Raw genomic sequence first — 22826 nt, 5'->3', positions numbered from 1 at the left:
TCGGATCGACTTGCGTCTTTCCGACCGGGATACCCGCGGCGGGCCGAAGCTATGCGGACGGCGGGTCTACCCGCGCGGCAGCCCCAGCAGCCGCTCGGCGGCCAGCGTCAACAGGATCTGCTCGGTGCCCCCGGCGATCGACAGGCACCTGGTGTTGAGGAAGTCGTGCACCTCGCGCCCGGCCACCGCGCCGGCCCCGTCGGCCACGTCCATCCGGAACTCGGCCAGCTCCTGGCGGTAGCGCACCCCGATCAGCTTGCGCACCGAGGACTCCGAGCCGGGGTCTTGGCCGCCGACAGCAAGCTGGGCGATGCGTTGATCCAGCAGCGAACCCGCCTGCGCGGCGATGATCAGCCGGGCCAGCCGCTCGGCGGTGGCGGTGTCGGGTTCCCGATCCGCCAGGGTCTTCAGCAGCTCCTCCATCGGGTTACCCAGCGCGGTTCCGCCGGCGATCGCGACGCGCTCGTTGGCCAGCGTGGTGCGGGCCAGCCGCCAGCCGTCGTTGACGCCGCCGACCACGTGCTCGTCGGGGACGAATACGTCGTCGAGGAAGACCTCGTTGAACAAGGCCTCGCCGGTGATCTCCCGCAGCGGCCGGATGTCGATGCCCTCGGCGGCCATGTCGACCAGGAAATAGGTGATGCCCTTGTGTTTCGGGGCCTCGGCATCGGTTCGAGCCAGGCAGACGCCCCACTGCGAGTCATGGGCCCGCGACGTCCAGACCTTCTGACCGGTCAGCCGCCAGCCGCCGTCGACCTTCACGGCCTTGGTGCGCAGTGCCGCCAAGTCCGATCCGGCGCCGGGCTCGGAGAACAACTGGCACCAGAACACCTCGCCGGTCAGGGTGGCCGGGATGAAGCGCTCGATCTGCTCGGGCGTGCCGTGCTCGAGAATCGTCGGCGCCGCCCACCAGCCGACCACCAGGTCAGGGCGCCCGACGCCGGCCGCGGCCAGTTCCTGGTCGATCACCAGCTGTTCGGCGGGGCCGGCCGCGCGGCCGTAGGGAACCGGCCAGTGCGGCGCCAGCAGCCCCGATTCGGCCAGCGCCACCTGGCGCTGGTCGGTCGGCAACGCCGCAATGCGGGCCGCCTCCGCGGCGATCTCGGGCCGGACCTCGGTGGCCTCACCCAGGTCGACCTCCAGTCGACGTCGCAGGCCGTCGCGGGTCAGCGCGGCGGTACGGCGCAGCCAGCGCTCGGGCCCGCCCAGTGCCTGCCCGATGCCGTAGGCCCGGCGCAGGTACAGGTGCGCGTCGTGCTCCCAGGTGATGCCGATGCCGCCGAGCACCTGGATGCAGTCCTTGGCGTTGGCCTTGGCAGCATCGATGCAGATCGCGGCGGCGACCGCGGCCGCGATCGTGAACTGCTGGTCATCGGGGTCCGACGCGGCACTCGCCACGTCGCTGGCCGCCACCGCGGCCTGGTCGGCCCGGCACAGCATCTCCGCACACAGGTGCTTGATGGCCTGGAAGCTACCGATCGGCTTGCCGAACTGTTCACGCACCTTGGCGTATTCGACGGCGGTGTCCAACGCCCAGCGGGCGACCCCTGCGGCCTCGGCGGCCAACACCGTGACCACCAGGTTCTCCACCCGGTTGCCCGCATCGACCAGCACCGCCGGCGCGCCCGACAGCGTCACCTTGGCCAGCGGCCGGGAGAAGTCGGTGGCGGCCAGCGGTTCGACCTCCACGCCGTCCGCTCGGGCGTCCACGAGTACCCAGGCCTGACCTTCTTGACCGGCCGGCAGCAGCAGCAGACCGTCGGCGGTGGCACCGAGCACCCGCTCAGCGGTGCCGGAGGCCTGACCAGCCGCGGCGTCGAAGCTCACCGCCGCCGAGGCAGGGTCGGTGACCACGCCGGCCACCCGTTCGCCGGCGGCCAGGGCTTCGACCAGCGCCGGATCGGTGACCACCAAGGTGGCCAGCGCGGTGGTCGCCACCGGCCCGGGAACCAGGGCCTTGGCGGCCTCATCGACCATCGCGCACAGGTCTTCGAGTCGCCCACCGGCCCCGCCGGACTCCTCGGGCACCGCCACTCCGAACAGGCCCAAATCGGCCAGGCGCGCGAAAACGGCTCGCCAGGAATCGGTTTCACCCAACTCCGCGGCACGAATCGCCTCGGCGGTGCCCGCGGCGGCGGCCCAGTCGCGGACCAGCTCGCGGGCAGCGAGCTGTTCGTCGTTGATGGTCACGGACACGCTGGGCTCCTCGGGGTCGAGATGGGCTTGAGAGAGGCGGGTCACGAACGCCCCCACCAACCACTAGAACGTGTTCTAATAGTGCCAGCGTCCGAGCGTCAAGTCGAACCGTAATGGCTGGACACGTTGGGTCCGGCCGATGTCGGGAGTGCGAAATTCAACTACGCGGTGCGTATCGTTATGGGCCAATAGATCGACGGAGGGAGCCGCGCAGCACATGTCGTCACCAGCTGGGGGCACCGCAGGCCGCGGATCGTCGAGCCAACCGCGAGAGGTGGTCAGCGTCGCCGTGCTGACCGAATCCGACCTGGGCTCCGAAGCGCAGCGCGAGCGGCGAAAGCGCATCCTCGACGCGACGCTGGCGATCGCCTCCAAGGGCGGCTACGACGCCGTGCAGATGCGCGCGGTCGCCGATCGTGCGGACGTGGCCGTCGGCACCCTGTACCGCTACTTCCCGTCGAAGGTTCACCTACTGGTTTCGGCGATGGGCCGCGAGATCGCGCGGGTGGACACCAAGACCGACCCGGCAACGTTCGCCGCAACCACGCGGCACCAGCGACTCAACCTGGTGGTCAACAAGCTCAACCGCGCCATGCAGCGCAATCCGCTGCTCACCGAGGCGATGACCCGGGCCTACGTCTTCGCCGACGCCTCGGCGGCCGGCGAAGTCGACCACGTGCAGAAGTTGATCGACTCGATGTTCGCCGGGGCCATGAGCGACGGCGAGCCGACCGAGGAGCAGTACCACATCTCCCGGGTGATCTCGGATGTGTGGCTGTCGAACCTGCTCGCCTGGCTGACCCGGCGGGCGTCGGCCACCGATTTCAGCACCCGACTGGACTTGGCTGTCCGATTGCTGATCGGCGACGACGACAGCCCCAAGGTCTAGCCCCACTTCTCTAGACAGATGCGGACCGGTTTGCGAGATTCAAAACCGGTGACGGATCCAAGTTCACGCCGGCTGGCGCACGCGCTGGATCTGTTGAACTTCACCCTGGCCGACGTACGGGACGGGCTGGGCCCCTATCTGTCGGTCTACCTGTTGGTGACCCACCATTGGGACCAGGCGTCGATCGGCCTCGTGATGGCGATCGGCGGGATCGCCGCGGTCGTGGCGCAGACCCCGGTAGGAGCGCTGGTCGATCGAACCACCGCCAAGCGAGCACTACTCGTCGTCGGTGCGCTGGCGGTCACGGCGGCGGCATTGGCAATGCCGCTGTTCCCCGGCTTCTACAGCGTCGCCGCGTTGCAGTTGCTCACCGGAATCGCGGGTTCGGTGTTCGCCCCGGCACTGGCCGCGATCACCCTCGGCGTGGTCGGCCCCCGCATGTTCGCAAAACGGCTCGGCCGCAACGAATCGTTCAACCATGCCGGCAATGCCGCGACCGCGGCAGCCACCGGGGCCATGGCCTATTTCTACGGCCCGATCGTGGTGTTCTGGATGCTGGCCGCCATGGCCGCGCTGAGCGTCGTGGCCACCTTGCGGGTGCCCGAGTCCGCGATCGACCACGACGTAGCCCGGGGCATGGACCATCTGGCCGGCCAGCCCCATCCGCAGCCGTCGGGATACGCGGTACTGCTGCGCAATCGGCGACTGCTGGTGTTCGCCGCGACCGTGGTGATGTTCCACTTCGCCAACGCGGCGATGCTGCCGTTGGTCGGCCAGGAACTGGCACTGGTCAACACCGAGGTAGGCACGGCTCTGATGGCGGCGTGCATCGTGGCCGCCCAGCTGGTGATGGTGCCGGTGGCCTATCTGACCGGCTCCAAAGCCGATGCCTGGGGCCGCAAGCCGATCTTCCTGGTGGGGTTCGCGGTGCTGACCATCCGCGGACTGCTCTACCCGGTCTGGGACAACTCCTACTGGCTGGTCGGAGTGCAGCTGCTCGACGGGGTGGGAGCGGGGATCTTCGGGGCGCTGTTCCCGCTGGTGGTCCAGGACATCACGCACGGCACCGGCCGCTTCAACGTCAGCTTGGGGGCCATCACCGCGGCCTGCGGCGTCGGCGCCGCATTGTCGAACTTCGTCGCCGGCCACATCGTCTCGGCCGTGGGCTACAACGCGGCGTTCATCACCCTGGCCGCGGTGGCCGGCGCGGGCTTCATGCTCTACCTGACCGCGATGCCCGAGACGGCCAGACTCAGCGGCGCCTCCGCACCCCCGTTAGCCTAAGCGGATGCGCCTCAAGCTCGGCCGCCCCGACATCGGCCGGTACGCCGACCGGTTCGACGTCACACCCGCGGCGCCGGGTGCACCGTTGTCGGTGACGTGGCTCGGCGTGACCAGCATGCTGATCGACGACGGGTCGTCGGCGCTGATGACCGACGGTTATTTCTCCCGACCCAGCCTGGCGCAGGTGGCACTGCGCAAGGTGTCGCCGTCGGCCGCCCGCATCGACGGCTGCCTGGCCCGGGCCGGCGTCCATGAGCTGGCTGCGGTGATCCCCCTGCACTCACACATCGACCACGCGCTGGACTCGGCCGTGGTGGCCGAACGTACCGGTGCGACGCTGGTGGGCGGTGAGTCGACAGCCAATGTCGGCCGGGGCCATGGACTCTCGGACAACCGCCTGATCGTGGCCACCACCGGAGCGTCCCTCACGTTGGGCAGCTACGACGTCACCCTGATCGAGTCGCGGCATTGCCCTCCGGACCGCTTCCCCGGCATCATCACCACTGCGGTGGTTCCGCCGGTGCGGGCGTCCGCCTACAAATGCGGTGAGGCATGGTCGGCGTTGGTGGCCCACCGCTCCTCGGGGCGCAGCCTGCTGATCATGGGCAGCGCGGGGTTCATCCCGGGGGCGTTGGCCGGCCGCAGCGCCGACGTGGTTTACCTGGGCATCGGCCAGCTCGGCATCCAGCCGCGGCAATATCTGGTCGACTACTGGAACGAGACCGTCCGCGCCGTCGGTGCCTCGACGGTGGTGTTGACGCACTGGGACGACTTCTTCCTGCCCCTGTCGAAACCGTTGCGCGCCTTGCCCTACGCCGGCGATGACCTCGACGTCACCATGCGGGTGCTCAGCGAGTTGGCCGAATCCGACGGAGTCGGACTACACCTGCCCACCGTGTGGCGTCGTGAGGATCCGTGGGCCTGAACCTGGCTCTCGCGCTGCTGCTGCTTGCCGCGGTGCTGGGCTTCGCGGTGGTTCGCCCGCGGGGCTGGCCGGAGATGTTCGCTGCGGTGCCGGCCGCCGGCATCCTTGTTGCCACCGGCGCGATCTCGATGCAGGACGCACTCACCGAAGCCGCCACGCTGCTGCACGTCGTCGCGTTCCTGGGCGCGGTACTGGTGCTGGCTCGGCTCTGTGACGATGAGGGCCTGTTCGAAGCGGCCGGCGCGGCGATGGCACGAGGCGATGTCGGCCCGCCGCAACATCTGCTACGCCGTGTCTTCGTCATCGCGGCCGGCCTGACCGCGGTGCTGAGCCTGGACGCGACGGTGGTGCTGCTGACTCCGGTGGTACTGATGATGGCCCGCCGCCGCCACGCCCCGATCCGTCCGCACGCCTATGCGACCGCGCACCTGGCCAACACGGCGTCCCTGCTGCTGCCGGTGTCCAACCTGACGAATCTGTTGGCGTTCAACCAAGCTGGGCTGTCGTTCGTGAAGTTCACCGCGCTGATGGCGGCGCCGTGGCTGGCCACCACGGCCGTTGTCTATCTGATCTTCCGCTGGTTTTTCCGCGCCGATCTGCGGGCCACACCGGTGCACCAGCACGCCGGCCCGCCGCCTCCGGTCCCGGTGTTCGTGCTGGTGGTACTGGGCCTGACCTTGGCCGGCTTCGTGGTCGCCGAGACATTCGGCGTGCCGGCGGCGTGGGCGGCCGTCGCCGGTGCGGCCGTGCTCGCCGTCCGTGGTCTGGCACAGCGGCGCAGCACCCCGGCCGGTATCGCGCGGGCCGCCCACCCGGGCTTCCTGGTGTTCGTGCTGGCGCTCGGCGTGGTGGTGCGTGCCGTCGTGGACAACGGGCTGGGCGAGCGGATGACCACGGTGTTGCCGACGGGATCGGGACTGCCGGCGCTGCTGGGTATCGCGGCGGTGGCCGCGGTGCTGGCCAACGTCGTCAACAATCTGCCGGCGACCCTGGTACTGGTGCCGTTGGTGGCACCGAGCGGCCCACTGGCAGTGCTGGCGGTGTTGATCGGAGTCAACATCGGGCCCAACCTCAGCTACACCGGCTCGTTGTCGAATCTGCTGTGGCGCCGGGTATTGCGCCGCTACAGTGTTGCGGCCGGGGTCGGCGAATACACCCGTCTGGGGCTGTGCACGGTTCCGGCCACGCTGGGAGTGGCGGTGCTGGCCCTGTGGGCCGGCGCTCGACTGCTGGGTGTCTAGGACCGGGGAAACGACGGCGGCAGGGGCATGCCGAGGTCGGCCATGACGGCACGCAGGCGCGCCGGATAGTCGGTGATGAGCCCGTCGACGCCGGCAGCGATCTGCTCGCGCATGGCATCGGCATCGTTGACCGTCCACGGAATCACCCGCAGCCCAGCGGCATGCGCGCGTTCGACGAAGGCTCGATCCACCATCGAGTAGTCCGGGGACACGATGTCGGCACCGACCCCCACCGCCCCAAAGATCGGGTCGGGCCCCTGTTCGGCCAGCGCCACCAGCGGAATGGCCGGTTCGACGGCGCGAACCATCGGCAGAGTGCGCCAGTCGAAACTCTGGATCTCGACGGAATCCAGCTTGCCGGCGGCGCGCACCGCCGCCAGGATCACGTCGACGAGCTGCTGCTGGTTGGCCGCGTCGACCTTGGTCTCGATGTTGTACCGGACGCCCGTGTGGCCGGCGAGCGCGAAGACCTCCGGCAGGGTCGCGATCACGTTGTGCTGCACGACTTCCGCGTCGGGGAATTCCGGCAGCAGCTGTCCACAGTCCAAGGTTCGGATCTGGGCGAGGGTGAGATCGGCTACCCGCTTGCCGACGTACGGGTAATCGGGGTCGCCGGCGAAGGCCGGTCCGGTGTCGACGCACTTCGCCGGCTCGAGGACCGGGTCGTGCCACACCAACGGCTGGCCATCGCGGGTCAGCACGATGTCCAACTCCAGGGTGCTGACCCCCAACTCAAGTGACTTGGCGAAGGCTCGCAGCGATTCCTCGGTGGTCTCGCCCCGGCCCCCGCGATGCGCCTGCAGATCGAACGCCGGCGGTTGCGCGGCGGCGGTTGACGAAGGATTCACTACCGAAGCGATCAGGACCGCAGCGATCAACGCGCGGCGAATCACCGTCGCTGACGCGCGATCTCGGCCAGTACCACCCCGGCAGCCACCGATGCGTTGAGCGACTCGGTGGGCCCGGACATCGGGATCGACACGATGGCGTCGCAGTTCTGCCGGACCAGCCGGGACAGCCCCTTGCCCTCGGAACCGACGACCAGCACCATCGGCGTGGTGCCGTCCAACTCATCGACCACGGTGTCGCCGCCGGCATCCAAGCCGACGATCTGCAGGCCGCGGTCTGCCCACGTTTTCAGCGTTTGGTTCAGGTTGGGCGCACGCGCAATGGGAACCCGAGCTGCCGCACCGGCACTGGTGCGCCAGGCCACCGCCGTCACCGACGCCGACCGACGCTGCGGAATGACCACGCCGTGCCCGCCGAACGCCGCGACCGAACGCACAATGGCGCCGAGATTGCGTGGATCGGAGATGTTGTCCAGTGCGACCAGCAACGGCGGTGCGACATCGCGCCGCGCGGCGGCGATCAGGTCGTCGGGATGCGCGTAGTTGTAGGGCGGAACCTGTAGCGCGATGCCCTGATGCAGACCGTTGGTGGTCATCTTGTCCAGGTCGGACCGCGGGACCTCCAGGATTGGCAATCCGGAATCGGCTGCCCGAGTAACTGATTCAGTCAGGCGCTCATCGGCTTCGGCCCCCAGCGCCACATACAGCGCGTTGGCCGGGATTCCGGCACGCAGGCACTCCAGGACCGGGTTGCGGCCCAGCACGGTCTCGTTCTCGTCGGTGCGCTTGGTGGTCCGGTAGGCGCGCTGCTTCGCCGCGCGCTTGGCCGCCTTGGCCGCCGGGTGGTATTCCCGCTGGTGCGCCGGCGGGGTGGCGCCGCGGCCTTCGAGCCCACGGCGGCGCTGACCTCCGGAACCGACGGTGGGCCCCTTCTTGGTGCCCGGCTTGCGCACCGCACCCTTGCGCTTGGAATTTCCGGCCATCTACTCAGACCCCTCCACCAGTAGTGACCATTGCGGACCGTCTCCGGTGTCGGTGACGTCGATACCGGCATCCTTTAGCCTGCAGCGGATCTCATCGGCCAGCTGCCAATCCCGTTCCGCGCGAGCCGTTTCCCTGCGTTCCAGTTCGGCTCGGACCAGCACGTCGACCGCGGCCAGTGCCGCCGAGGTCTCATCGCGCGATTCCCAGCGCTCGTTGAGCGGGTCGCAACCCAGCACTTCCATCATCGCCCGAATGGCACCGGCGGCAGCCAGCGCGCCCTCGTGGTCACCGGAGTCCAGGGCCCGGTTTCCCTCCGCGCGCGTGCGGTGCACCTCGGCCAGCGCGATCGGCACCGCCAGGTCGTCGTCGAGCGCTGCGGCGAAACGGTCCGTCCAGGTGCTGGGAACCACGGCGCCCACCCGACTGCGCACTCGGTGCAGGAAGTCCTCGATACCGACGTAGGCGTTGACGGCGTCACGCAACGCGGTCTCGGAGAATTCGAGCATCGACCGGTAGTGCGCGCTGCCCAGGTAGTACCGCAGCTCGGCGGGCCGGACCCGCTGCAGCACCGCCGACATCGAGAGCACATTGCCCAGCGACTTGCTCATCTTCTCGCCACCCAGGGTGACCCAGCCGTTGTGCAGCCAGTAGTTCGCGAATCCGTCTCCGGCGGCGCGGCTCTGAGCGATCTCGTTCTCATGGTGCGGGAAGACCAGGTCCATCCCGCCGCAGTGGATGTCGAATTCGGCGCCGAGGTAGGAGCGGGCCATCGCCGAACACTCCAGGTGCCAGCCCGGCCGGCCCGGGCCCCACGGCGTGGGCCAGCTGGGCTCACCGGGCTTGGCGCCTTTCCACAGCGTGAAGTCGCGCGGATCGCGCTTGCCGGTGGCGACCCCCTCGCCCTGGTGCACATCGTCGATCCGATGACCGGACAGCTGGCCGTAGTCGGGGTAGCTGAGCACGTCGAAGTACACGTCGCCGCCGCCGGCATAGGCGTGGCCTCGCTCGATCAACCGCTCGATCAGCTCCACCATCTGGGTGATGTGTCCGGTGGCGCGCGGTTCAGCCGACGGCGGCAGCACGCCCAGCGCTTCGTAGGCGGCGGTGAACTCACGCTCATGGGTAGCGGCCCACTCCCACCACGGCCGGCCCGCCGCGGCGGCCTTGGTGAGGATCTTGTCGTCGATGTCGGTCACGTTGCGCACAAAGGCGACGTCGTAGCCGCGGGCGGTGAGCCACCGGCGCAATACGTCGAACGCCACGCCGCTGCGGACGTGGCCGATGTGGGGCGCGGCCTGGACGGTGGCACCGCATAGATAAATAGAGGCATGACCGGGCCGCAGCGGGATGAATTCACGCACGGCGCCGGTTGCCGTGTCGTGCAGCCGCAGGCTGGGGCGATCGGTCACGACGGGCCAGCTTACCGGGCGCCGAGCCCACGACCGGCACGCCCGCCGCTACCAGGGCCTTGCCAGGAACGGCCACCACCTGCCGTATCGGTGGACAGGGGGTGTGACGTGGCATATATTGCGGCAGTGAGTAAACGTCTGGTGGCAGTCTCGGGAGCAGTCTTGGCTGCGGTCGCATTTGCAGGTAGCGCGACCGCCTACGCCGATGAGCCGAACAACAACCAGCAGCCTCAGCCCGCAGAAGTTGTGGCTGCGGTTACTCCGGTGCCAGCCGAGCACCAGGCGACGCCAGACCTCCAGGCCCAGCAGGCCCCGCAGGCGGTAGACCCGGACATGCAGTCCCAGCACGAGGCGATGCAGGACGCCCAGGCCGAGCAGCAGCGGCAGCAGGCCGAGGCGCAGGCCGACCAGGCGGCGGGCGCCGCTGGTGCTGCTGGCGCCGGCGCGAGCAGCGCCAGCATGGCTGCGATGGGTCCCCAGATCGGTATGTCGATGGCGATGATGGCGCCGATGGTCGGGATGATGGGCTTGCCCCTGGTGACGCCCCTGTTGACCTCGGGGCTGACTGGTCTCGCCACGTCGGGCGCGAACAACGGTGCGAACGCGGCTGCCGACGCCGGTTCGGCCGCGGCGACCGACGCGCTGAACTTGGGAGCACCGGACGTCGGCTCGGCCGCGGCGACCGACGCCTTCAACCTGTTCGATCCGGCGACCGACGGTTTCAGCCTGGCAGCGGCCGATGTGCCGCTTGACGTCCCCGTGGACGTGCCCCTTGGCGACATCCCGCTTGACGTCGACATCACCCCGTTCCTGGACGGCACTGCGGCCCTCGACGGTGCCGCCGAGCTGCCGGTTGCGCTCGCGGACGCCGGCGCGCAGATTGGCACGACGGTGGCCACCGAGGTCCCGTGTGGCATCGTCGGCGCCATCTTCGGCGTCGGCTGCTAAAACTCGCCTGACTGTTTAAGCAGGCACTACCAACGCGGTAGCCACTGCGGCCAGTCCCTCGCCACGACCGGTGAGCCCTAGGCCGTCGGTGGTTGTCGCCGACACCGAGACCGGTGCGCCCAACAATTCCGACAGCAACTGCTGCGCTTCGGCGCGGCGGGGCCCCACCTTCGGCCGGTTGCCGATGACCTGCACCGCGGCATTCCCGATCACGAACCCGCTCTCGGCGAGCAGTTCGCGCACGTGGCCGAGCATCACAGCACCGGTTACTCGTGCCCAGCGAGGCTCGTCGACGCCGAACACCGTCCCGAGGTCCCCCAACCCTGCCGCCGACAACAGCGCGTCACACAGGGCGTGTGCGGCCACGTCGCCGTCGGAGTGTCCGGCGCAGCCATCGGCGTCGGGAAACAGCAATCCCAACAACCAGCAGGGCCGCCCCGGCTCGATCGGGTGCACGTCGGTGCCCAGCCCGACCCGCGGCAGCGCGCTCACCGGTTGACCACCGCCTCGGCGAGTACCGCATCCAGCGCGGTGGTGATCTTGAAGGCCAACGGATCGCCTTCGACGGTCTGGACCTGGCCGCCGACGTGCTCGACCATCGAGGCGTCGTCGGTGAACTGCGTGCCCGCACCGGCCTGCTGGTAGGCCCGTAACAGCAGCTCGGCGGCGAAGCCCTGCGGTGTCTGTACGGCCCGTAGTCCGGCCCGCTCAGGTGTGCCCAGCACCGTGCCGTTGGCGTCGACCGCCTTGATGGTGTCGGCCACCGGAAGCACCGGAACGACTGCGCGGTGCCCGGCGTGCAAGGCCTCGACCACCCGGGTCACCAGTGCGGGCGGAGTCAACGGTCGGGCGGCGTCGTGGACCAGCACGAAATCGGGCTCTCCAGCGCTGGCCAGCGCCAACCGGACGGAATCGACGCGGTCGGCGCCACCGGCGACGATGGTGGCGGCCCCACCGAGGATCAATTTGGCCTCATCGGTGCGGTCCGGCGGCACCGCGACCACGACCTGATCGACTACCCCGGACTCCCGCAGGCCGGCCACCGCGCGCTCAACAAGCGTCACGCCGCCCAGCAGAAAGAACGCCTTCGGTATGCCGGCGCCCAGCCGCACACCCGAACCGGCAGCCGGTACCACGGCTACTGTGCTTGGCACCGGGTCCTCGGTAGCTCAGAACGACGCGGTAAGGACACTGCGGTCAGGACGCCGCGGCCAGCACCTCGTCGAGGATGGTCTCCGCCTTGGCGTCATCGGTGTTCTCGGCCAGGGCCAGCTCACCAACCAGGATCTGACGTGCCTTGGCCAGCATGCGCTTCTCACCGGCGGACAGACCGCGCTCCTGGTCACGCCGCCACAGGTCACGAACAACCTCGGCTACCTTGTGCACATCACCGGAGGCGAGCTTCTCCAGGTTGGCCTTGTAACGACGCGACCAGTTGGTCGGTTCTTCAGTGTGCGGGGCCCGCAATACCTGGAAGACCTTGTCCAGGCCCTCCTGGCCGACAACGTCACGCACACCGACATATTCGGCATTCTCAGCGGGAACTCGAACGGTGAGGTCGCCCTGCGCCACCTTAAGGACCAGATAGTCCTTTTGCTCGCCTTTGATGGTCCGGGTTTCAATCGCCTCGATCAACGCTGCACCGTGGTGTGGATATACGACGGTGTCTCCGACCTTAAAGATCATCTGATTTGAGCCCCTTTCGCTACCCCATGCTAACACGCCGCCACAACACGCGACCACCAACGGTGCAGGTCAGGGGCACCGCGACCCCAGAAGGGGGGTTGACACCACGACGGAAGCGTGCTGGGTCGATCCTGATTGGAGCCTGATCGGGGCTGGTCGATGGGGGTGGTGGACGACCGGTAACCCTGCGCTACCGCCAGCAGATGGTTCCTACTACAGTGCATAGTCACAAGTCGCCACGGCCGAGCAGGAGACCATACGTGAACTCGTTCAGCAGGGCCTTCAACAAGGCTGCGATCGCGCTGATTGCTGCAGCGGCGCTGGCCGGCTGCGGTACCGGTCAGATCTCTCAGACCGCAGACCAGGCATCCGCGGTCAACGGCTCCTCGGCCACCATCGGTGACCTGGCACTGCGCGACGTGCGGATCCAGGCGACTCAGACCGGCGACGCGTTGGAGCCCGGCCAGACCGTCGACCTGGTGTTCGTGGTCAGCAACCAGTCGACCGACGCCGACGACGAGCTGACCGACATCAAGACTTCGATCGGCAAGGTGTCACCGACCGGTAGCAAGACCGTGCCGGTCGGCGGTGTCCTGGTCGTGAGCGCGCCGGCCGGCCCCGACCTGCCGACGGCTCCCGCGGCCAAGGCACTGCCCGAGGTCGCCAACGCCAACACCGCCACGGCGACGGTGACCCTGGACAAGGCGATCCGCAACGGGCTCACCTACGACTTCACCTTCAACTTCAAGAAGGCCGGCGAGGTGCGCGTGGACGTCCCGATCTCGGCCGGCCCGGTTTCGCACCACTGACGCATCGGTCGCCGCCGACACTGTCGGACCTAACCGATACGGTCGCCGGGTGGCCAAAGCGCGTTCGCTCTATCGCTGTTCGGAATGCGGGAACACCACCGCGAAGTGGCTGGGCCGTTGCCCGGATTGCGGCAGCTGGGGTGGTATCGACCCGGTAGGCGAAGCGGCAGCACCGGCGGGCGGGCTGCGGCCGGCGGCACCGGCGCGGCCCGCGGTCCCGATCAGCTCCATCGCGGCGGGGCGCGCACAGCCGGCGCCCACCGGTGTCACCGAACTCGACCGGGTGTTGGGCGGCGGGGTCGTCCCCGGCTCGGTCACCCTGTTGGCCGGCGATCCCGGGGTCGGCAAGTCGACGCTGCTGCTCGAGGTCGCCCACCGCTGGGCGCTGGCCGGGCGCCGGGCGCTGTACGTCTCCGGAGAGGAGTCCGCGGGGCAGATCCGGTTGCGCGCCGAACGCACCGGATGTAGCCACGACGAGATCTACCTGGCCTCCGAGGCCGACCTGCAGACCGTGCTGGGCCACATCGAGGCAGTGCGGCCCACCCTGGTGGTGGTGGATTCGGTGCAGACGCTGGCCGCTGCCGACACCGACGGCGTGGCCGGCGGGGTCACCCAGGTGCGGGCCGTCACGGCCGCCCTGACCGCGGCCGCCAAGACCGCCGATGTGGCACTGATCCTGGTCGGACACGTGACCAAGGACGGTGCCATCGCCGGCCCACGTTCACTGGAGCACCTCGTCGACGTGGTCCTGCACTTCGAGGGAGACCGCAACTCGGTGCTGCGAATGGTGCGAGCGGTCAAGAATCGATTCGGTGCCACCGACGAGGTGGGCTGTTTCCTGCTCCGTGACAACGGCATCGAACCAATCGCCGACCCGTCCGGCCTGTTCCTGGAACAGCGCAGCGAGCCGGTGCCGGGCACCGCGATCACCATCGCACTCGATGGCAAGCGACCGTTGATCGGCGAAGTGCAGGCGCTGCTGGCCAAGCCTGCGGGTGGGTCGCCGCGCCGCGCGGTCAGTGGCATCGACCACGCCCGGGCGGCCATGATCACCGCGGTGCTGGACAAGCACGCCGAGCTTCCGATCGCGGCCGGCGACATCTACCTGTCCACGGTGGGCGGTATGCGGTTGACCGATCCGTCCACGGATCTGGCCGTCGCCATCGCACTGGCGTCGGCCTATGCGGATCTGCCGCTACCGGCGACCACCGTTGTGGTGGGCGAAGTCGGTCTGGCCGGTGACCTGCGCCCTGTCAGCGGGATGGACCGCCGGCTCGCTGAGGCGGCCAGGCTCGGATTCACCACCGCACTGACTCCCCCGGGCGCCCCGGCCAGCGTCGGTGCCCTGCGTACGGTGCCGGCCGCCAATATCGTTGCGGCGCTGCACCATCTGGTCGAGATCGCCGACCGGCGTGTGGGACAGCTGGCGCCACCGAAACTACTGGACCGGAGCTAAAGCCAACCCGACGATCAGTTGCCCGGCGGCGGAGCGTCCGGCGGGGGCACGTCCTGCCCCGGCGGCGGCAGGTCCGGTGAAGGCTCGGTAAGCATGAACGGCACCGTCGCTGATCGCAGATTGCCCAGTTGGACGACGAGGTTGTAGGTACCGGGCCCGATCGGCTGCCGTGGCAGTGGGCACTGCGGCGCCGAACCCATTCCGGTCCAGGTCACCGTGGTGGTCACCTGCTCACCGGGATCGAACGTCTTCACCAGGGTTTCGTTCGACGGCGCGCAGTCCAGGTTCGACCACAGCCGTTGGTTGTCCAGCGAGTAGACGTAGGCAGCCAGTACCGCGGCACCCACGTCCCGCTTGCAGGCCACCAACCCGATGTTGGTGACGACCATGGTGAACTGGGGCTGTTCACCCACCGTGTACTGCGGACCGGTCAGACCCTTGACCGCCAGCGTCGAGTCGGGGCAGTCGTCGCCCTCCTTGAGCACTGGGGGCGGGGTCACCGCAGCGGTAGGCGTCGGCGCTTGGGGTGGCACCTGCTCCGCGGGAGCCACCACAGGCGTCTTGACCTCTTCAGGCGAGGGGTTCTGTGGCTTGGCGTGCTGCGCGGCGGAAGACTTCTTCCCGTCGGCGTTGTCGGCACCAGCGCTGCCATGAATGACACCGAAGATGATGGCCGACACGACTGCAATCACGATGAGCGCAATGCCCAGCGCGAGGCCACGTCGTCGCCAATAGATCTGCGAAGGCAGCGGACCCTGCGGTTCCAAATCGAGCACGTTCTCACGGTAGGACGACCTCACCGAGAGTTGTTCGACCCGTCCCGGCGTGTCGTAGCCGCGTTGTGACCTTCGGCGACTATTCGGCGCCGTAATCGCCGATGTCGCCCAGGTGATTGCGCGCCGACACCCGTCCGTCGGCCAGGTGATAGGTGGCGCCGACGATCGCCAACGAACCGGCCACGATCCGCTCGGCGATCGCCGCGGACCGCGTTGCCAGCTGGGCCACCGTCTCGGTCACGTGCCGGGCTTCGAACTCGTCGACGGCACTCAGCCCGTCGCGGCGGCCCAGCAGGATCGACGGCATGACCCGCTCGACGATGTCCCGCAGATAACCGCCCGGCACGGCCCCGCCGTCCAGCGCACCCAGGGTCGCCGAGATCGCCCCACAGCTGTCGTGGCCGAGCACGACGATCAACGGAACGTTGAGCACCTCCACCGCGAATTCGATCGAGCCCAGCACCGCCGCGTCGACGACGTGGCCGGCGGTGCGGACCACGAACATGTCGCCCAGACCCTGGTCGAAGATCAGCTCGGCGGCCACCCGACTGTCACCGCAGCCGAACACCACCGCGGTCGGCTTCTGACCGGCGGCCAGTGCAGCGCGGCGCGCGACGTCCTGGCTGGGATGGCTGGGCTCGCCTGCGACGAAGCGCTCGTTACCCTCTTTGAGTGCTTTCCACGCTGAGATCGGGTTGGAATTAGGCATGCCCGATATTCTGCCTGTGAATCCAACGCAGCGCGCGGCGAGCATCGAATTTCACCAGCTGTTCAACTGGTTCGCGTCGGCTGAACGCGATCTGCCTTGGCGGGCGGGCGATGTCACGCCGTGGCAGATCCTGGTCAGCGAGTTCATGCTGCAGCAGACGCCGGTCGCACGGGTCCTGCCGATCTGGCCGGACTGGGTGGCACGCTGGCCGACGCCGTCGGCGACGGCGGCCGCAAGCCAGGCCGACATCCTGCGGGCATGGGGCAAACTCGGCTATCCCCGCCGCGCCATGCGGCTGCATGAATGCGCGACGGTGATCGCTCGGGAATTCGCCGACGTAGTGCCCGACGACGTCGATGTCTTGCAGCAGCTGCCCGGGATCGGCAGCTACACAGCCAGGGCGGTGGCCAGCTTCGCCTACCGCCAGCCGGTTCCGGTGGTGGACACCAACGTGCGCCGGGTGGTGGCCCGGGCCGTGCACGGGCAGGCCGACGCCGGTGCCCCGTCGGCAAAACGCGACCACGCCGACGTCGGCGCCCTGCTGGCCCTACTGCCCAAAGCCGACCGGGCCGCCACGTTCTCCGCGGCGCTGATGGAGCTGGGCGCCATCGTGTGCACCGCGCGGTCGCCGCGCTGTGACGCCTGCCCGCTGCGGGCTACCTGCCAGTGGCGGCTGGCCGGCTCGCCGCCGCCCACCGGTCAGAAGCGCCCCACCCAACGCTATGCCGGCACCGACCGCCAGGTCCGCGGACGGCTACTGGATGTGTTGCGGGACAACGCCGTTGCAGTGACACGCGCCGAGCTTGACCTCGCCTGGCCGGCCGACGCGGTGCAGCGCGAGCGCGCCCTGAGCTCCCTGCTGGGCGACGGACTGGTGGAATTACTGCCCGACGGCCGCTTCGCGCTGCCAGGTCAGGACAGGAACGACTCGACGGCCTCGCGGTAGACCTGCGGCGCCTCGTCGTGCACCAGGTGTCCCGCCTCGGGGACGTGCAGGTAGGTGCTGTCGAAGGCGATGCGGTGCATTTCGCGCATCTGCCCCGGCGGGGTCACCGAGTTACCGGCCTCGATCAGCAGGGCCGGCGCACGCACCGCGCGCCACTGCTCCCAGTAGTCCCGAGTGCCCCACTCGGCGGCGATCTGCAACCACCACTCGGGTCGACCATGGAGCCGCCAGCCGGTCTCGGTGTGGTCGAAGGCTTCCAGGAAGTAGCGTCCGGCGATGTCGCCGAATTCGGCGATCACCTGCTCAGCGCTGGGGAACTCCACCGGCAGGGCATGCACCCACGGCTCCCACGGGCCGGTGGTGCGGCCCCGGAAGTCCGGCGCCATGTCCTCGACCACCAGCGCGGAGATGAGTTCGGGGCGACGGGCCGCCAGGCACCACGAATGCAATCCGCCCATCGAATGTCCGATCAGCCGCACCGGGCCGGGCAACTGCTCCACCGCGGTGGCCAGGTCGGCGACGAAGCGTTCGGTGGCGATGGGATGGGGGTCGGCGACCTCGCGGCCTCGATGCCAGGGGGCGTCGTAGGTGTAGACCGCACCGAGCCTGGTCAGCCAGGGCAGTTGCCGCGGCCAGGTGGTGCCACGCCCCATCAGGCCGTGCACCAGCACCAACGGCGCCCCGCGTCCGCCGCGGTAGGTCAGCAACTCGGTCGACGCGATCCCCACCCGGGGCACGGTAGCCTAGGCCCATGTCAGTGGTGAAGATCAATGCAATCGAGGTGCCCGCCGACGCCGGGCCCGAACTGGAGAAACGGTTTGCAAATCGCGCGCACGCGGTGGAGAACCAGCCCGGTTTTCTTGGCTTCCAGCTGCTGCGCCCCGTCAAGGGCGACGACCGCTACTTCGTGGTGACGCACTGGGAGTCCGACGAAGCGTTCCAGGCGTGGGCGCAGGGACCCGCCGTCGAAGCCCACGCCGGGCAGCGCGCCAAGCCGGTGGCGACCGGGGCATCATTGCTGGAGTTCGAGGTCGTGCTTGACGTCGCCGGAACCGCCGCACAGGCCTAGTCCCGTGCGGCGCCACCTGGCGGCATGGACGACCGCTCTGACCCTGGTCCCCCTCGCCGCCGGGGCAGCCGCCGGCTGCGCCCCTTCACCGGCATCTCCCGCCGACGCCGGCGCCGACAGCGGCGTGACGATTTCGACCAAGACGCCGCCGGGTCTGCGCGCCAAGCAGACCATGGACATGCTGAACTCCGACTGGCCGATCGGCCCGATCGGGGTGGCGACCCTGGCCGCACCGGACAAGGTCGAGCAGGTGGTCACGACCATGGAATCACTGTGGTGGGACCGGCCGTTCCACCTCGACAGCGTCGACATTCGCGCCGGCGCGGCCACCCTGCACCTGACCACCTCCTACGGCGCTCGGCAGGACATCAGGCTCCGCACCGACGACAACGGCATGGTCGACCTGTTCAAGCCGACCACCGAGGCACCGACCATCGCCTCGTGGCATGACCTCGATGCGGTGCTGAAAAAGACCCGCGCGCGGTACTCCTACCAGGCCTCGCGGATCGAGGGCGGTGCCTGTAAACCGGTGGCCGGTGCCAACACCGCCCAGCCCCTGCCGCTGGCATCGATCTTCAAGTTGTACGTGCTGCTGGCGGTGGCCAACGAGGTGAAGGCCGGGACGGTGTCCTGGGACGACCCGCTGACCATCACCGGCCGAGCCAAGGCGGTCGGCTCATCCGGGCTCGAGGAGCTGCCCGACGGCGCCCATGTCTCGGTACGCAGGGCAGCCGAGAAGATGATCGCCACCAGCGACAACATGGCGACCGACCTGCTCATCGGCCGGGTGGGCACTCGGGCGGTCGAGCGCGCGCTGGCCGCGGCCGGCCACCACGACCCGGCCAGCATGACACCGTTTCCCACCATGTACGAACTGTTCTCGGTGGGCTGGGGCAAACCAGACCTGCGCGAGCAGTGGCAGCACGGCTCACCGCAGGAACGGGCAAAGCTGCTGCAGCAGGCCGATTCCCGGCCCTATGAGCCGGATCCGATCCGTGCGCACATCCCGGCGTCCGCGTACGGCGCCGAGTGGTACGGCAGCGCCGAGGACATCTGCCGGGTGCACGTCGCGTTGCAGGCCGCTGCGGTCGGCAAGGCCGCACCGGTCCGGGAGATCCTGTCCGCGGTGCGTGGCATCGACCTGCCACGCACCGACTGGCCCTATATCGGCGCCAAAGCCGGTGGCCTGCCCGGCGATCTGACCTTCAGTTGGTACGCCGTTGACCGGGGCGGTCAGCCATGGGTGGTCAGCTTCCAGCTCAATTGGCCGCGTGACCACGGCAAGAGCGTCGGTAGCTGGATGCTGCAGGTCGCCAAGCAGGCGTTCGGTCTGCTGCCCGTCCAGCGCTAGCCCGAACCGCCGCACCGTGCAACCAGGAAGGGACCCCATGCGACAGCTGGTCCGGGTGCAGAACTTCAGCATTTCCAGCGACGGATACGGCGCAGGGGAAGGACAAAGCCGCGAGCGTCCGTTCGGTCACGCCGATCCGGCGGACTTCATGTCCTGGGCAGGTGCCACCGCGCACTGGGTCAACCGGACCGATCCCGGCGGCAGCTTCGGTCTAGATGACTACATCACCCGCGACTGGGCCAACAACATCGGCGCAGAGATCATGGGGCGCAACAAATTCGGCCCGCAGCGGGGTCCGTGGGAAAACTACGACTGGCAAGGATGGTGGGGCGACGAGCCCCCGTTCCGCACACCGGTGTTCGTCCTCACCCACCATGCGCGGCCATCTTTCACACTGGCAGACACCACCTTCCATTTCCTCGACGTCTCCCCCGAGGAAGCACTGGCCCGCGCATTGTCTGCGGCCCAGGGCAAAGACGTGCGCATCGGCGGCGGCGTTGCCACGGTGCGGGAGTTCCTCGACGCCGATCTCATCGACACGATGCATGTCGCGGTGGCACCGGTCGAGCTCGGCCGCGGGGAACGGTTGTGGACGAGCCCCGACGAACTCGTGGACCGTTTCCATCTCGAGCAGGTCCCCAGCCCCAGCGGGATGGTGCATCACTTCTTCTGGCGTCGAGGCCTGAGCTGACCAGTCTGCCGGAAACGAAACGGGCGGCACCTCGAGTGAAGGTGCCGCCCGTTTCGCGTCAGTAGCAGTTACTCGCCAGTGGGCGCGCCCGCCTTGGCCAGGTCGGACGCCTCCGCGGTCGGCTTCTGGCTACCGGCAAAGGTGAACACCGCGTTCTCGTGTGCACCCTCGCCGTCCCAGTTGTCGACATCGACGGTGACCAGCTGACCGGGACCGATCTCGTCGAACAGGATCTTCTCCGAGAGCTGGTCCTCGATCTCGCGCTGGATGGTGCGCCGCAGCGGACGCGCACCCAGCACCGGGTCGAAGCCACGCTTGGCCAGCAAGGACTTGGCCCTGTCGGTCAGCGCGATGTCCATGTCCTTGGCCCGCAGCTGCTTGGCCACCCGGCCGATCATCAGGTCGACCATCTCGATGATCTCTTCCCTGGTGAGCTGGTGGAAGACGATGATGTCGTCGATGCGGTTGAGGAACTCCGGACGGAAGTGCTTCTTGAGCTCGTCGTTGACCTTGAGCTTCATCCGCTCGTAGTTGTTCTCCCCGCCGCCCTGGGTGAAGCCCAATCCGACCGCCTTGGAGATGTCGGAGGTGCCCAGGTTGGAGGTGAAGATCAGCACGCAGTTCTTGAAGTCCACCGTGCGACCCTGCCCGTCGGTGAGCCGGCCGTCCTCGAGAACCTGCAACAGGCTGTTGTAGATCTCGGCGTGGGCCTTCTCGATCTCGTCGAACAGCACCACCGAGAACGGCTTGCGCCGCACCTTCTCGGTCAGCTGACCGCCCTCTTCGTAGCCGACGTAGCCCGGAGGGGCACCGAACAGCCGCGACGCGGTGAAGCGATCGTGGAACTCGCCCATGTCGATCTGGATGAGCGCGTCGTCGTCGCCGAACAGGAACTCAGCCAGCGCCTTGGACAGCTCGGTCTTACCGACACCGGACGGGCCGGCGAAGATGAACGAGCCAGACGGCCGCTTGGGGTCCTTCAGCCCGGCGCGGGTACGCCGGATCGCCTTGCTGACCGCCTTGACCGCATCCTCCTGGCCGATGATCCGCTTGTGCAGCTCGTCTTCCATCCGCAGCAGGCGGGTGGTCTCGGCCTCGGTGAGCTTGAACACCGGGATACCGGTCCAGTTGCCCAGCACCTCGGCGATCTGCTCGTCATCGACCTCGGCCACGACATCCAGATCACCCGAGCGCCACTGCTTTTCACGCTCGGCGCGCTGCGCGACGAGTTGCTTCTCCCGGTCCCGCAGACTGGCCGCCTTCTCGAAGTCCTGCGCGTCGATCGCGGACTCCTTCTCCCGACGTGCGTCGGCGATCTTCTCGTCGAACTCACGCAAGTCCGGCGGCGCGGTCATCCGGCGGATACGCATCCGGGCGCCGGCCTCGTCGATCAGGTCGATCGCCTTGTCCGGCAAGAACCGGTCGTTGATGTAGCGGTCCGCCAGGGTGGCCGCCGCCACGATCGCCGAGTCGCTGATCGAGACCCGGTGGTGGGCCTCGTAGCGGTCCCGCAGACCCTTGAGGATCTCGATGGTGTGCTCGACGGTGGGCTCGCCGACCTGCACCGGCTGGAACCGGCGCTCCAGTGCGGCGTCCTTCTCGATGTATTTGCGGTACTCGTCGAGAGTCGTGGCGCCGATGGTCTGGAGTTCACCGCGAGCCAGCTTCGGCTTGAGGATCGAGGCCGCGTCGATCGCGCCCTCGGCCGCACCGGCACCCACCAGGGTGTGCAGCTCGTCGATGAACAAGATGATGTCGCCGCGGGTGTTGATCTCCTTGAGGACCTTCTTCAGGCGTTCCTCGAAGTCACCGCGGTAACGGCTGCCGGCCACCAGCGAACCCAGGTCCAGGGTGTAGAGCTGCTTGTCCTTCAGCGTCTCGGGGACCTCGCCGGCCACGATGGCCTGCGCCAGGCCCTCCACCACGGCGGTCTTGCCGACGCCGGGCTCACCGATCAGCACCGGGTTGTTCTTGGTGCGCCGGGACAGCACCTGCATGACCCGCTCGATTTCCTTCTCGCGGCCGATGACCGGGTCGAGCTTGCCCTCCATGGCGGCCGCGGTCAGGTTGCGGCCGAACTGGTCGAGCACCAGCGAGGTGGACGGCGAGCCGGACTCGCCGCCCCGGCCTCCGGTGCCGGCCTCCGCGGTCTCCTTGCCCTGGTAGCCACTCAGCAGCTGGATCACCTGCTGGCGCACCCGGGTGAGGTCGGCACCCAGCTTGACCAGAACCTGCGCGGCGACGCCCTCACCCTCACGGATCAGGCCGAGCAGAATGTGCTCGGTGCCGATGTAGTTGTGGCCGAGCTGCAGCGCCTCGCGCAGACTCAGCTCGAGCACCTTCTTGGCGCGCGGGGTGAACGGGATGTGCCCGGACGGCGCCTGCTGGCCCTGGCCGATGATCTCCTCGACCTGGCTGCGCACCCCTTCCAAAGAGATGCCCAGGGACTCCAGCGACTTGGCGGCTACGCCTTCACCCTCGTGGATCAGGCCCAGCAGGATGTGCTCGGTCCCGATGTAGTTGTGGTTGAGCATCCGGGCCTCTTCTTGGGCCAGGACGACAACCCTGCGGGCGCGGTCGGTAAATCTCTCGAACATCGGTGGCTACCT

The 22826-nt window shown here is 68.6% G+C and carries 22 protein-coding genes; 11 read left to right on the top strand and 11 right to left on the bottom strand.

What is annotated here, in order from left to right; translation table 11 throughout:
* Positions 1-66: 66 nt before the first annotated feature.
* A complete protein-coding gene (locus ACJH71_RS19930; RefSeq protein ID WP_406759708.1) occupies positions 67-2196 on the bottom strand; it encodes an acyl-CoA dehydrogenase in 2130 nt (709 codons plus the stop codon).
* 217 nt (positions 2197-2413) lie between these two features.
* Here ACJH71_RS19930 and kstR point away from each other — a divergent pair, with 217 nt between their 5' ends.
* From kstR to ACJH71_RS19910, 4 genes are read left to right on the top strand one after another with little or no spacing between them, the layout of a single operon-like run.
* Positions 2414-3085 carry a cholesterol catabolism transcriptional regulator KstR gene (gene kstR / locus ACJH71_RS19925; protein WP_406759707.1) on the top strand — a complete coding sequence of 224 codons (672 nt, stop codon included), beginning with the start codon at positions 2414-2416 and terminating at the stop codon, positions 3083-3085.
* 48 nt (positions 3086-3133) lie between these two features.
* The gene (locus ACJH71_RS19920; protein WP_406759706.1) at positions 3134-4369 is read left to right on the top strand and encodes an MFS transporter; all 1236 of its coding nucleotides are present in this window, start codon (positions 3134-3136) and stop codon (positions 4367-4369) included.
* Positions 4370-4373: 4 nt separating this feature from the next.
* On the top strand, positions 4374-5294 hold the full coding sequence (locus ACJH71_RS19915) for an MBL fold metallo-hydrolase (protein ID WP_406759705.1): 921 nt from the start codon (positions 4374-4376) through the stop codon (positions 5292-5294).
* The gene (locus ACJH71_RS19910; RefSeq protein WP_406759783.1) at positions 5291-6535 is read left to right on the top strand and encodes an SLC13 family permease; all 1245 of its coding nucleotides are present in this window, start codon (positions 5291-5293) and stop codon (positions 6533-6535) included. Before ACJH71_RS19915 ends, ACJH71_RS19910 begins: the two co-directional genes overlap by 4 nt.
* Here ACJH71_RS19910 and ACJH71_RS19905 read toward each other — a convergent pair.
* The 3 genes from ACJH71_RS19905 to cysS are packed head-to-tail and all read right to left on the bottom strand — an operon-like array spanning position 6532 to position 9776.
* Positions 6532-7383, bottom strand: a complete 852-nt coding sequence (locus tag ACJH71_RS19905) for a glycerophosphodiester phosphodiesterase family protein (RefSeq protein ID WP_406759704.1) — start codon at positions 7381-7383, stop codon at positions 6532-6534. The two genes, ACJH71_RS19910 and ACJH71_RS19905, sit on opposite strands and share 4 nt — an antisense overlap.
* A 41-nt stretch (positions 7384-7424) precedes the next feature.
* Complete coding sequence (gene rlmB / locus ACJH71_RS19900) at positions 7425-8366, bottom strand: 23S rRNA (guanosine(2251)-2'-O)-methyltransferase RlmB (protein ID WP_406759703.1); 942 nt, start codon at positions 8364-8366, stop codon at positions 7425-7427.
* Positions 8367-9776 carry a cysteine--tRNA ligase gene (gene cysS / locus ACJH71_RS19895; RefSeq protein ID WP_406759702.1) on the bottom strand — a complete coding sequence of 470 codons (1410 nt, stop codon included), beginning with the start codon at positions 9774-9776 and terminating at the stop codon, positions 8367-8369.
* A 126-nt stretch (positions 9777-9902) separates the two neighbouring features.
* Between cysS and ACJH71_RS19890 the strand changes: the two genes are divergently transcribed.
* The gene (locus tag ACJH71_RS19890; protein ID WP_406759701.1) at positions 9903-10724 is read left to right on the top strand and encodes a hypothetical protein; all 822 of its coding nucleotides are present in this window, start codon (positions 9903-9905) and stop codon (positions 10722-10724) included.
* A 15-nt stretch (positions 10725-10739) separates the two neighbouring features.
* Here ACJH71_RS19890 and ispF read toward each other — a convergent pair whose 3' ends face one another.
* Genes ispF through carD form a run of 3 tightly spaced genes read right to left on the bottom strand, consistent with a single transcriptional unit; the run spans position 10740 to position 12410 of the window.
* Entirely contained in the window at positions 10740-11216 is a 477-nt protein-coding gene (gene ispF / locus ACJH71_RS19885) for a 2-C-methyl-D-erythritol 2,4-cyclodiphosphate synthase (RefSeq protein ID WP_220694915.1), read from the bottom strand.
* Complete coding sequence (ispD, locus tag ACJH71_RS19880; protein WP_406759700.1) at positions 11213-11878, bottom strand: 2-C-methyl-D-erythritol 4-phosphate cytidylyltransferase; 666 nt, start codon at positions 11876-11878, stop codon at positions 11213-11215. Before ispD ends, ispF begins: the two co-directional genes overlap by 4 nt.
* A gap of 43 nt (positions 11879-11921) precedes the next feature.
* Entirely contained in the window at positions 11922-12410 is a 489-nt protein-coding gene (gene carD / locus ACJH71_RS19875) for an RNA polymerase-binding transcription factor CarD (protein ID WP_013830798.1), read from the bottom strand.
* Positions 12411-12670: 260 nt separating this feature from the next.
* On the opposite strand from carD, the gene ACJH71_RS19870 reads away from it, so the two are divergent.
* Together ACJH71_RS19870 and radA are read left to right on the top strand one after the other, a co-directional pair.
* Positions 12671-13219 (top strand): hypothetical protein, encoded by a 549-nt coding sequence (locus tag ACJH71_RS19870; RefSeq protein ID WP_406759699.1) that lies wholly within the window; start codon positions 12671-12673, stop codon positions 13217-13219.
* A gap of 49 nt (positions 13220-13268) precedes the next feature.
* A complete protein-coding gene (gene radA, locus ACJH71_RS19865; RefSeq protein WP_406759698.1) occupies positions 13269-14675 on the top strand; it encodes a DNA repair protein RadA in 1407 nt (468 codons plus the stop codon).
* 14 nt (positions 14676-14689) lie between these two features.
* Here radA and ACJH71_RS19860 read toward each other — a convergent pair whose 3' ends face one another.
* Both ACJH71_RS19860 and ACJH71_RS19855 read right to left on the bottom strand, forming a co-directional pair.
* A complete protein-coding gene (locus ACJH71_RS19860) occupies positions 14690-15451 on the bottom strand; it encodes a hypothetical protein (RefSeq protein WP_406759697.1) in 762 nt (253 codons plus the stop codon).
* 79 nt (positions 15452-15530) lie between these two features.
* Positions 15531-16160 (bottom strand): carbonic anhydrase, encoded by a 630-nt coding sequence (locus ACJH71_RS19855; protein ID WP_406759696.1) that lies wholly within the window; start codon positions 16158-16160, stop codon positions 15531-15533.
* Between ACJH71_RS19855 and ACJH71_RS19850 the strand changes: the two genes are divergently transcribed.
* A complete protein-coding gene (locus tag ACJH71_RS19850) occupies positions 16159-17106 on the top strand; it encodes an A/G-specific adenine glycosylase (protein WP_406759695.1) in 948 nt (315 codons plus the stop codon). The genes ACJH71_RS19855 and ACJH71_RS19850 overlap by 2 nt on opposite strands.
* On the opposite strand, the gene ACJH71_RS19845 is transcribed toward ACJH71_RS19850, so the two are convergent.
* Positions 17073-17834: an alpha/beta fold hydrolase gene (locus ACJH71_RS19845; protein WP_406759694.1), complete on the bottom strand. Its 762-nt coding sequence runs from the start codon at positions 17832-17834 to the stop codon at positions 17073-17075. The two genes, ACJH71_RS19850 and ACJH71_RS19845, sit on opposite strands and share 34 nt — an antisense overlap.
* 23 nt (positions 17835-17857) lie before the next feature.
* Here ACJH71_RS19845 and mhuD point away from each other — a divergent pair, with 23 nt between their 5' ends.
* Genes mhuD through ACJH71_RS19830 form a run of 3 tightly spaced genes read left to right on the top strand, consistent with a single transcriptional unit; the run spans position 17858 to position 20217 of the window.
* Positions 17858-18175, top strand: coding sequence for a mycobilin-forming heme oxygenase MhuD (gene mhuD / locus ACJH71_RS19840; RefSeq protein WP_024442369.1), 318 nt, complete (start codon positions 17858-17860; stop codon positions 18173-18175).
* Between the two features lie 4 nt (positions 18176-18179).
* Positions 18180-19526, top strand: a complete 1347-nt coding sequence (locus ACJH71_RS19835; RefSeq protein ID WP_406759693.1) for a serine hydrolase — start codon at positions 18180-18182, stop codon at positions 19524-19526.
* 37 nt (positions 19527-19563) lie between these two features.
* Positions 19564-20217 carry a dihydrofolate reductase family protein gene (locus ACJH71_RS19830; protein WP_406759692.1) on the top strand — a complete coding sequence of 218 codons (654 nt, stop codon included), beginning with the start codon at positions 19564-19566 and terminating at the stop codon, positions 20215-20217.
* 68 nt (positions 20218-20285) lie between these two features.
* On the opposite strand, the gene clpC1 is transcribed toward ACJH71_RS19830, so the two are convergent.
* Complete coding sequence (gene clpC1 / locus ACJH71_RS19825) at positions 20286-22814, bottom strand: ATP-dependent protease ATP-binding subunit ClpC (RefSeq protein ID WP_406759691.1); 2529 nt, start codon at positions 22812-22814, stop codon at positions 20286-20288.
* Positions 22815-22826: the final 12 nt, after the last annotated feature.

The organism is Mycobacterium sp. SMC-15, assembly GCF_045310925.1.
In the GTDB taxonomy this organism is placed as follows: Bacteria; Actinomycetota; Actinomycetes; order Mycobacteriales; family Mycobacteriaceae; genus Mycobacterium.
Note: the sequence above shows the minus strand (reverse complement) of the source record. Positions and strands in the feature narration are given on the sequence as shown.

Excerpts from the sequence above, each read along its gene's own strand:
- kstR (WP_406759707.1), top strand. The coding sequence starts at position 2,414 with ATGTCGTCACCAGCTGGGGGCACCGCAGGCCGCGGATCGTCGAGCCAA.
- ACJH71_RS19915 (WP_406759705.1), top strand. The coding sequence starts at position 4,374 with ATGCGCCTCAAGCTCGGCCGCCCCGACATCGGCCGGTACGCCGACCGG.
- rlmB (WP_406759703.1), bottom strand. The coding sequence starts at position 8,366 with ATGGCCGGAAATTCCAAGCGCAAGGGTGCGGTGCGCAAGCCGGGCACC.
- carD (WP_013830798.1), bottom strand. The coding sequence starts at position 12,410 with ATGATCTTTAAGGTCGGAGACACCGTCGTATATCCACACCACGGTGCA.
- ACJH71_RS19850 (WP_406759695.1), top strand. The coding sequence starts at position 16,159 with ATGCCCGATATTCTGCCTGTGAATCCAACGCAGCGCGCGGCGAGCATC.
- ACJH71_RS19855 (WP_406759696.1), bottom strand. The coding sequence starts at position 16,160 with ATGCCTAATTCCAACCCGATCTCAGCGTGGAAAGCACTCAAAGAGGGT.
- mhuD (WP_024442369.1), top strand. The coding sequence starts at position 17,858 with ATGTCAGTGGTGAAGATCAATGCAATCGAGGTGCCCGCCGACGCCGGG.
- ACJH71_RS19830 (WP_406759692.1), top strand. The coding sequence starts at position 19,564 with ATGCGACAGCTGGTCCGGGTGCAGAACTTCAGCATTTCCAGCGACGGA.
- clpC1 (WP_406759691.1), bottom strand. The coding sequence starts at position 22,814 with ATGTTCGAGAGATTTACCGACCGCGCCCGCAGGGTTGTCGTCCTGGCC.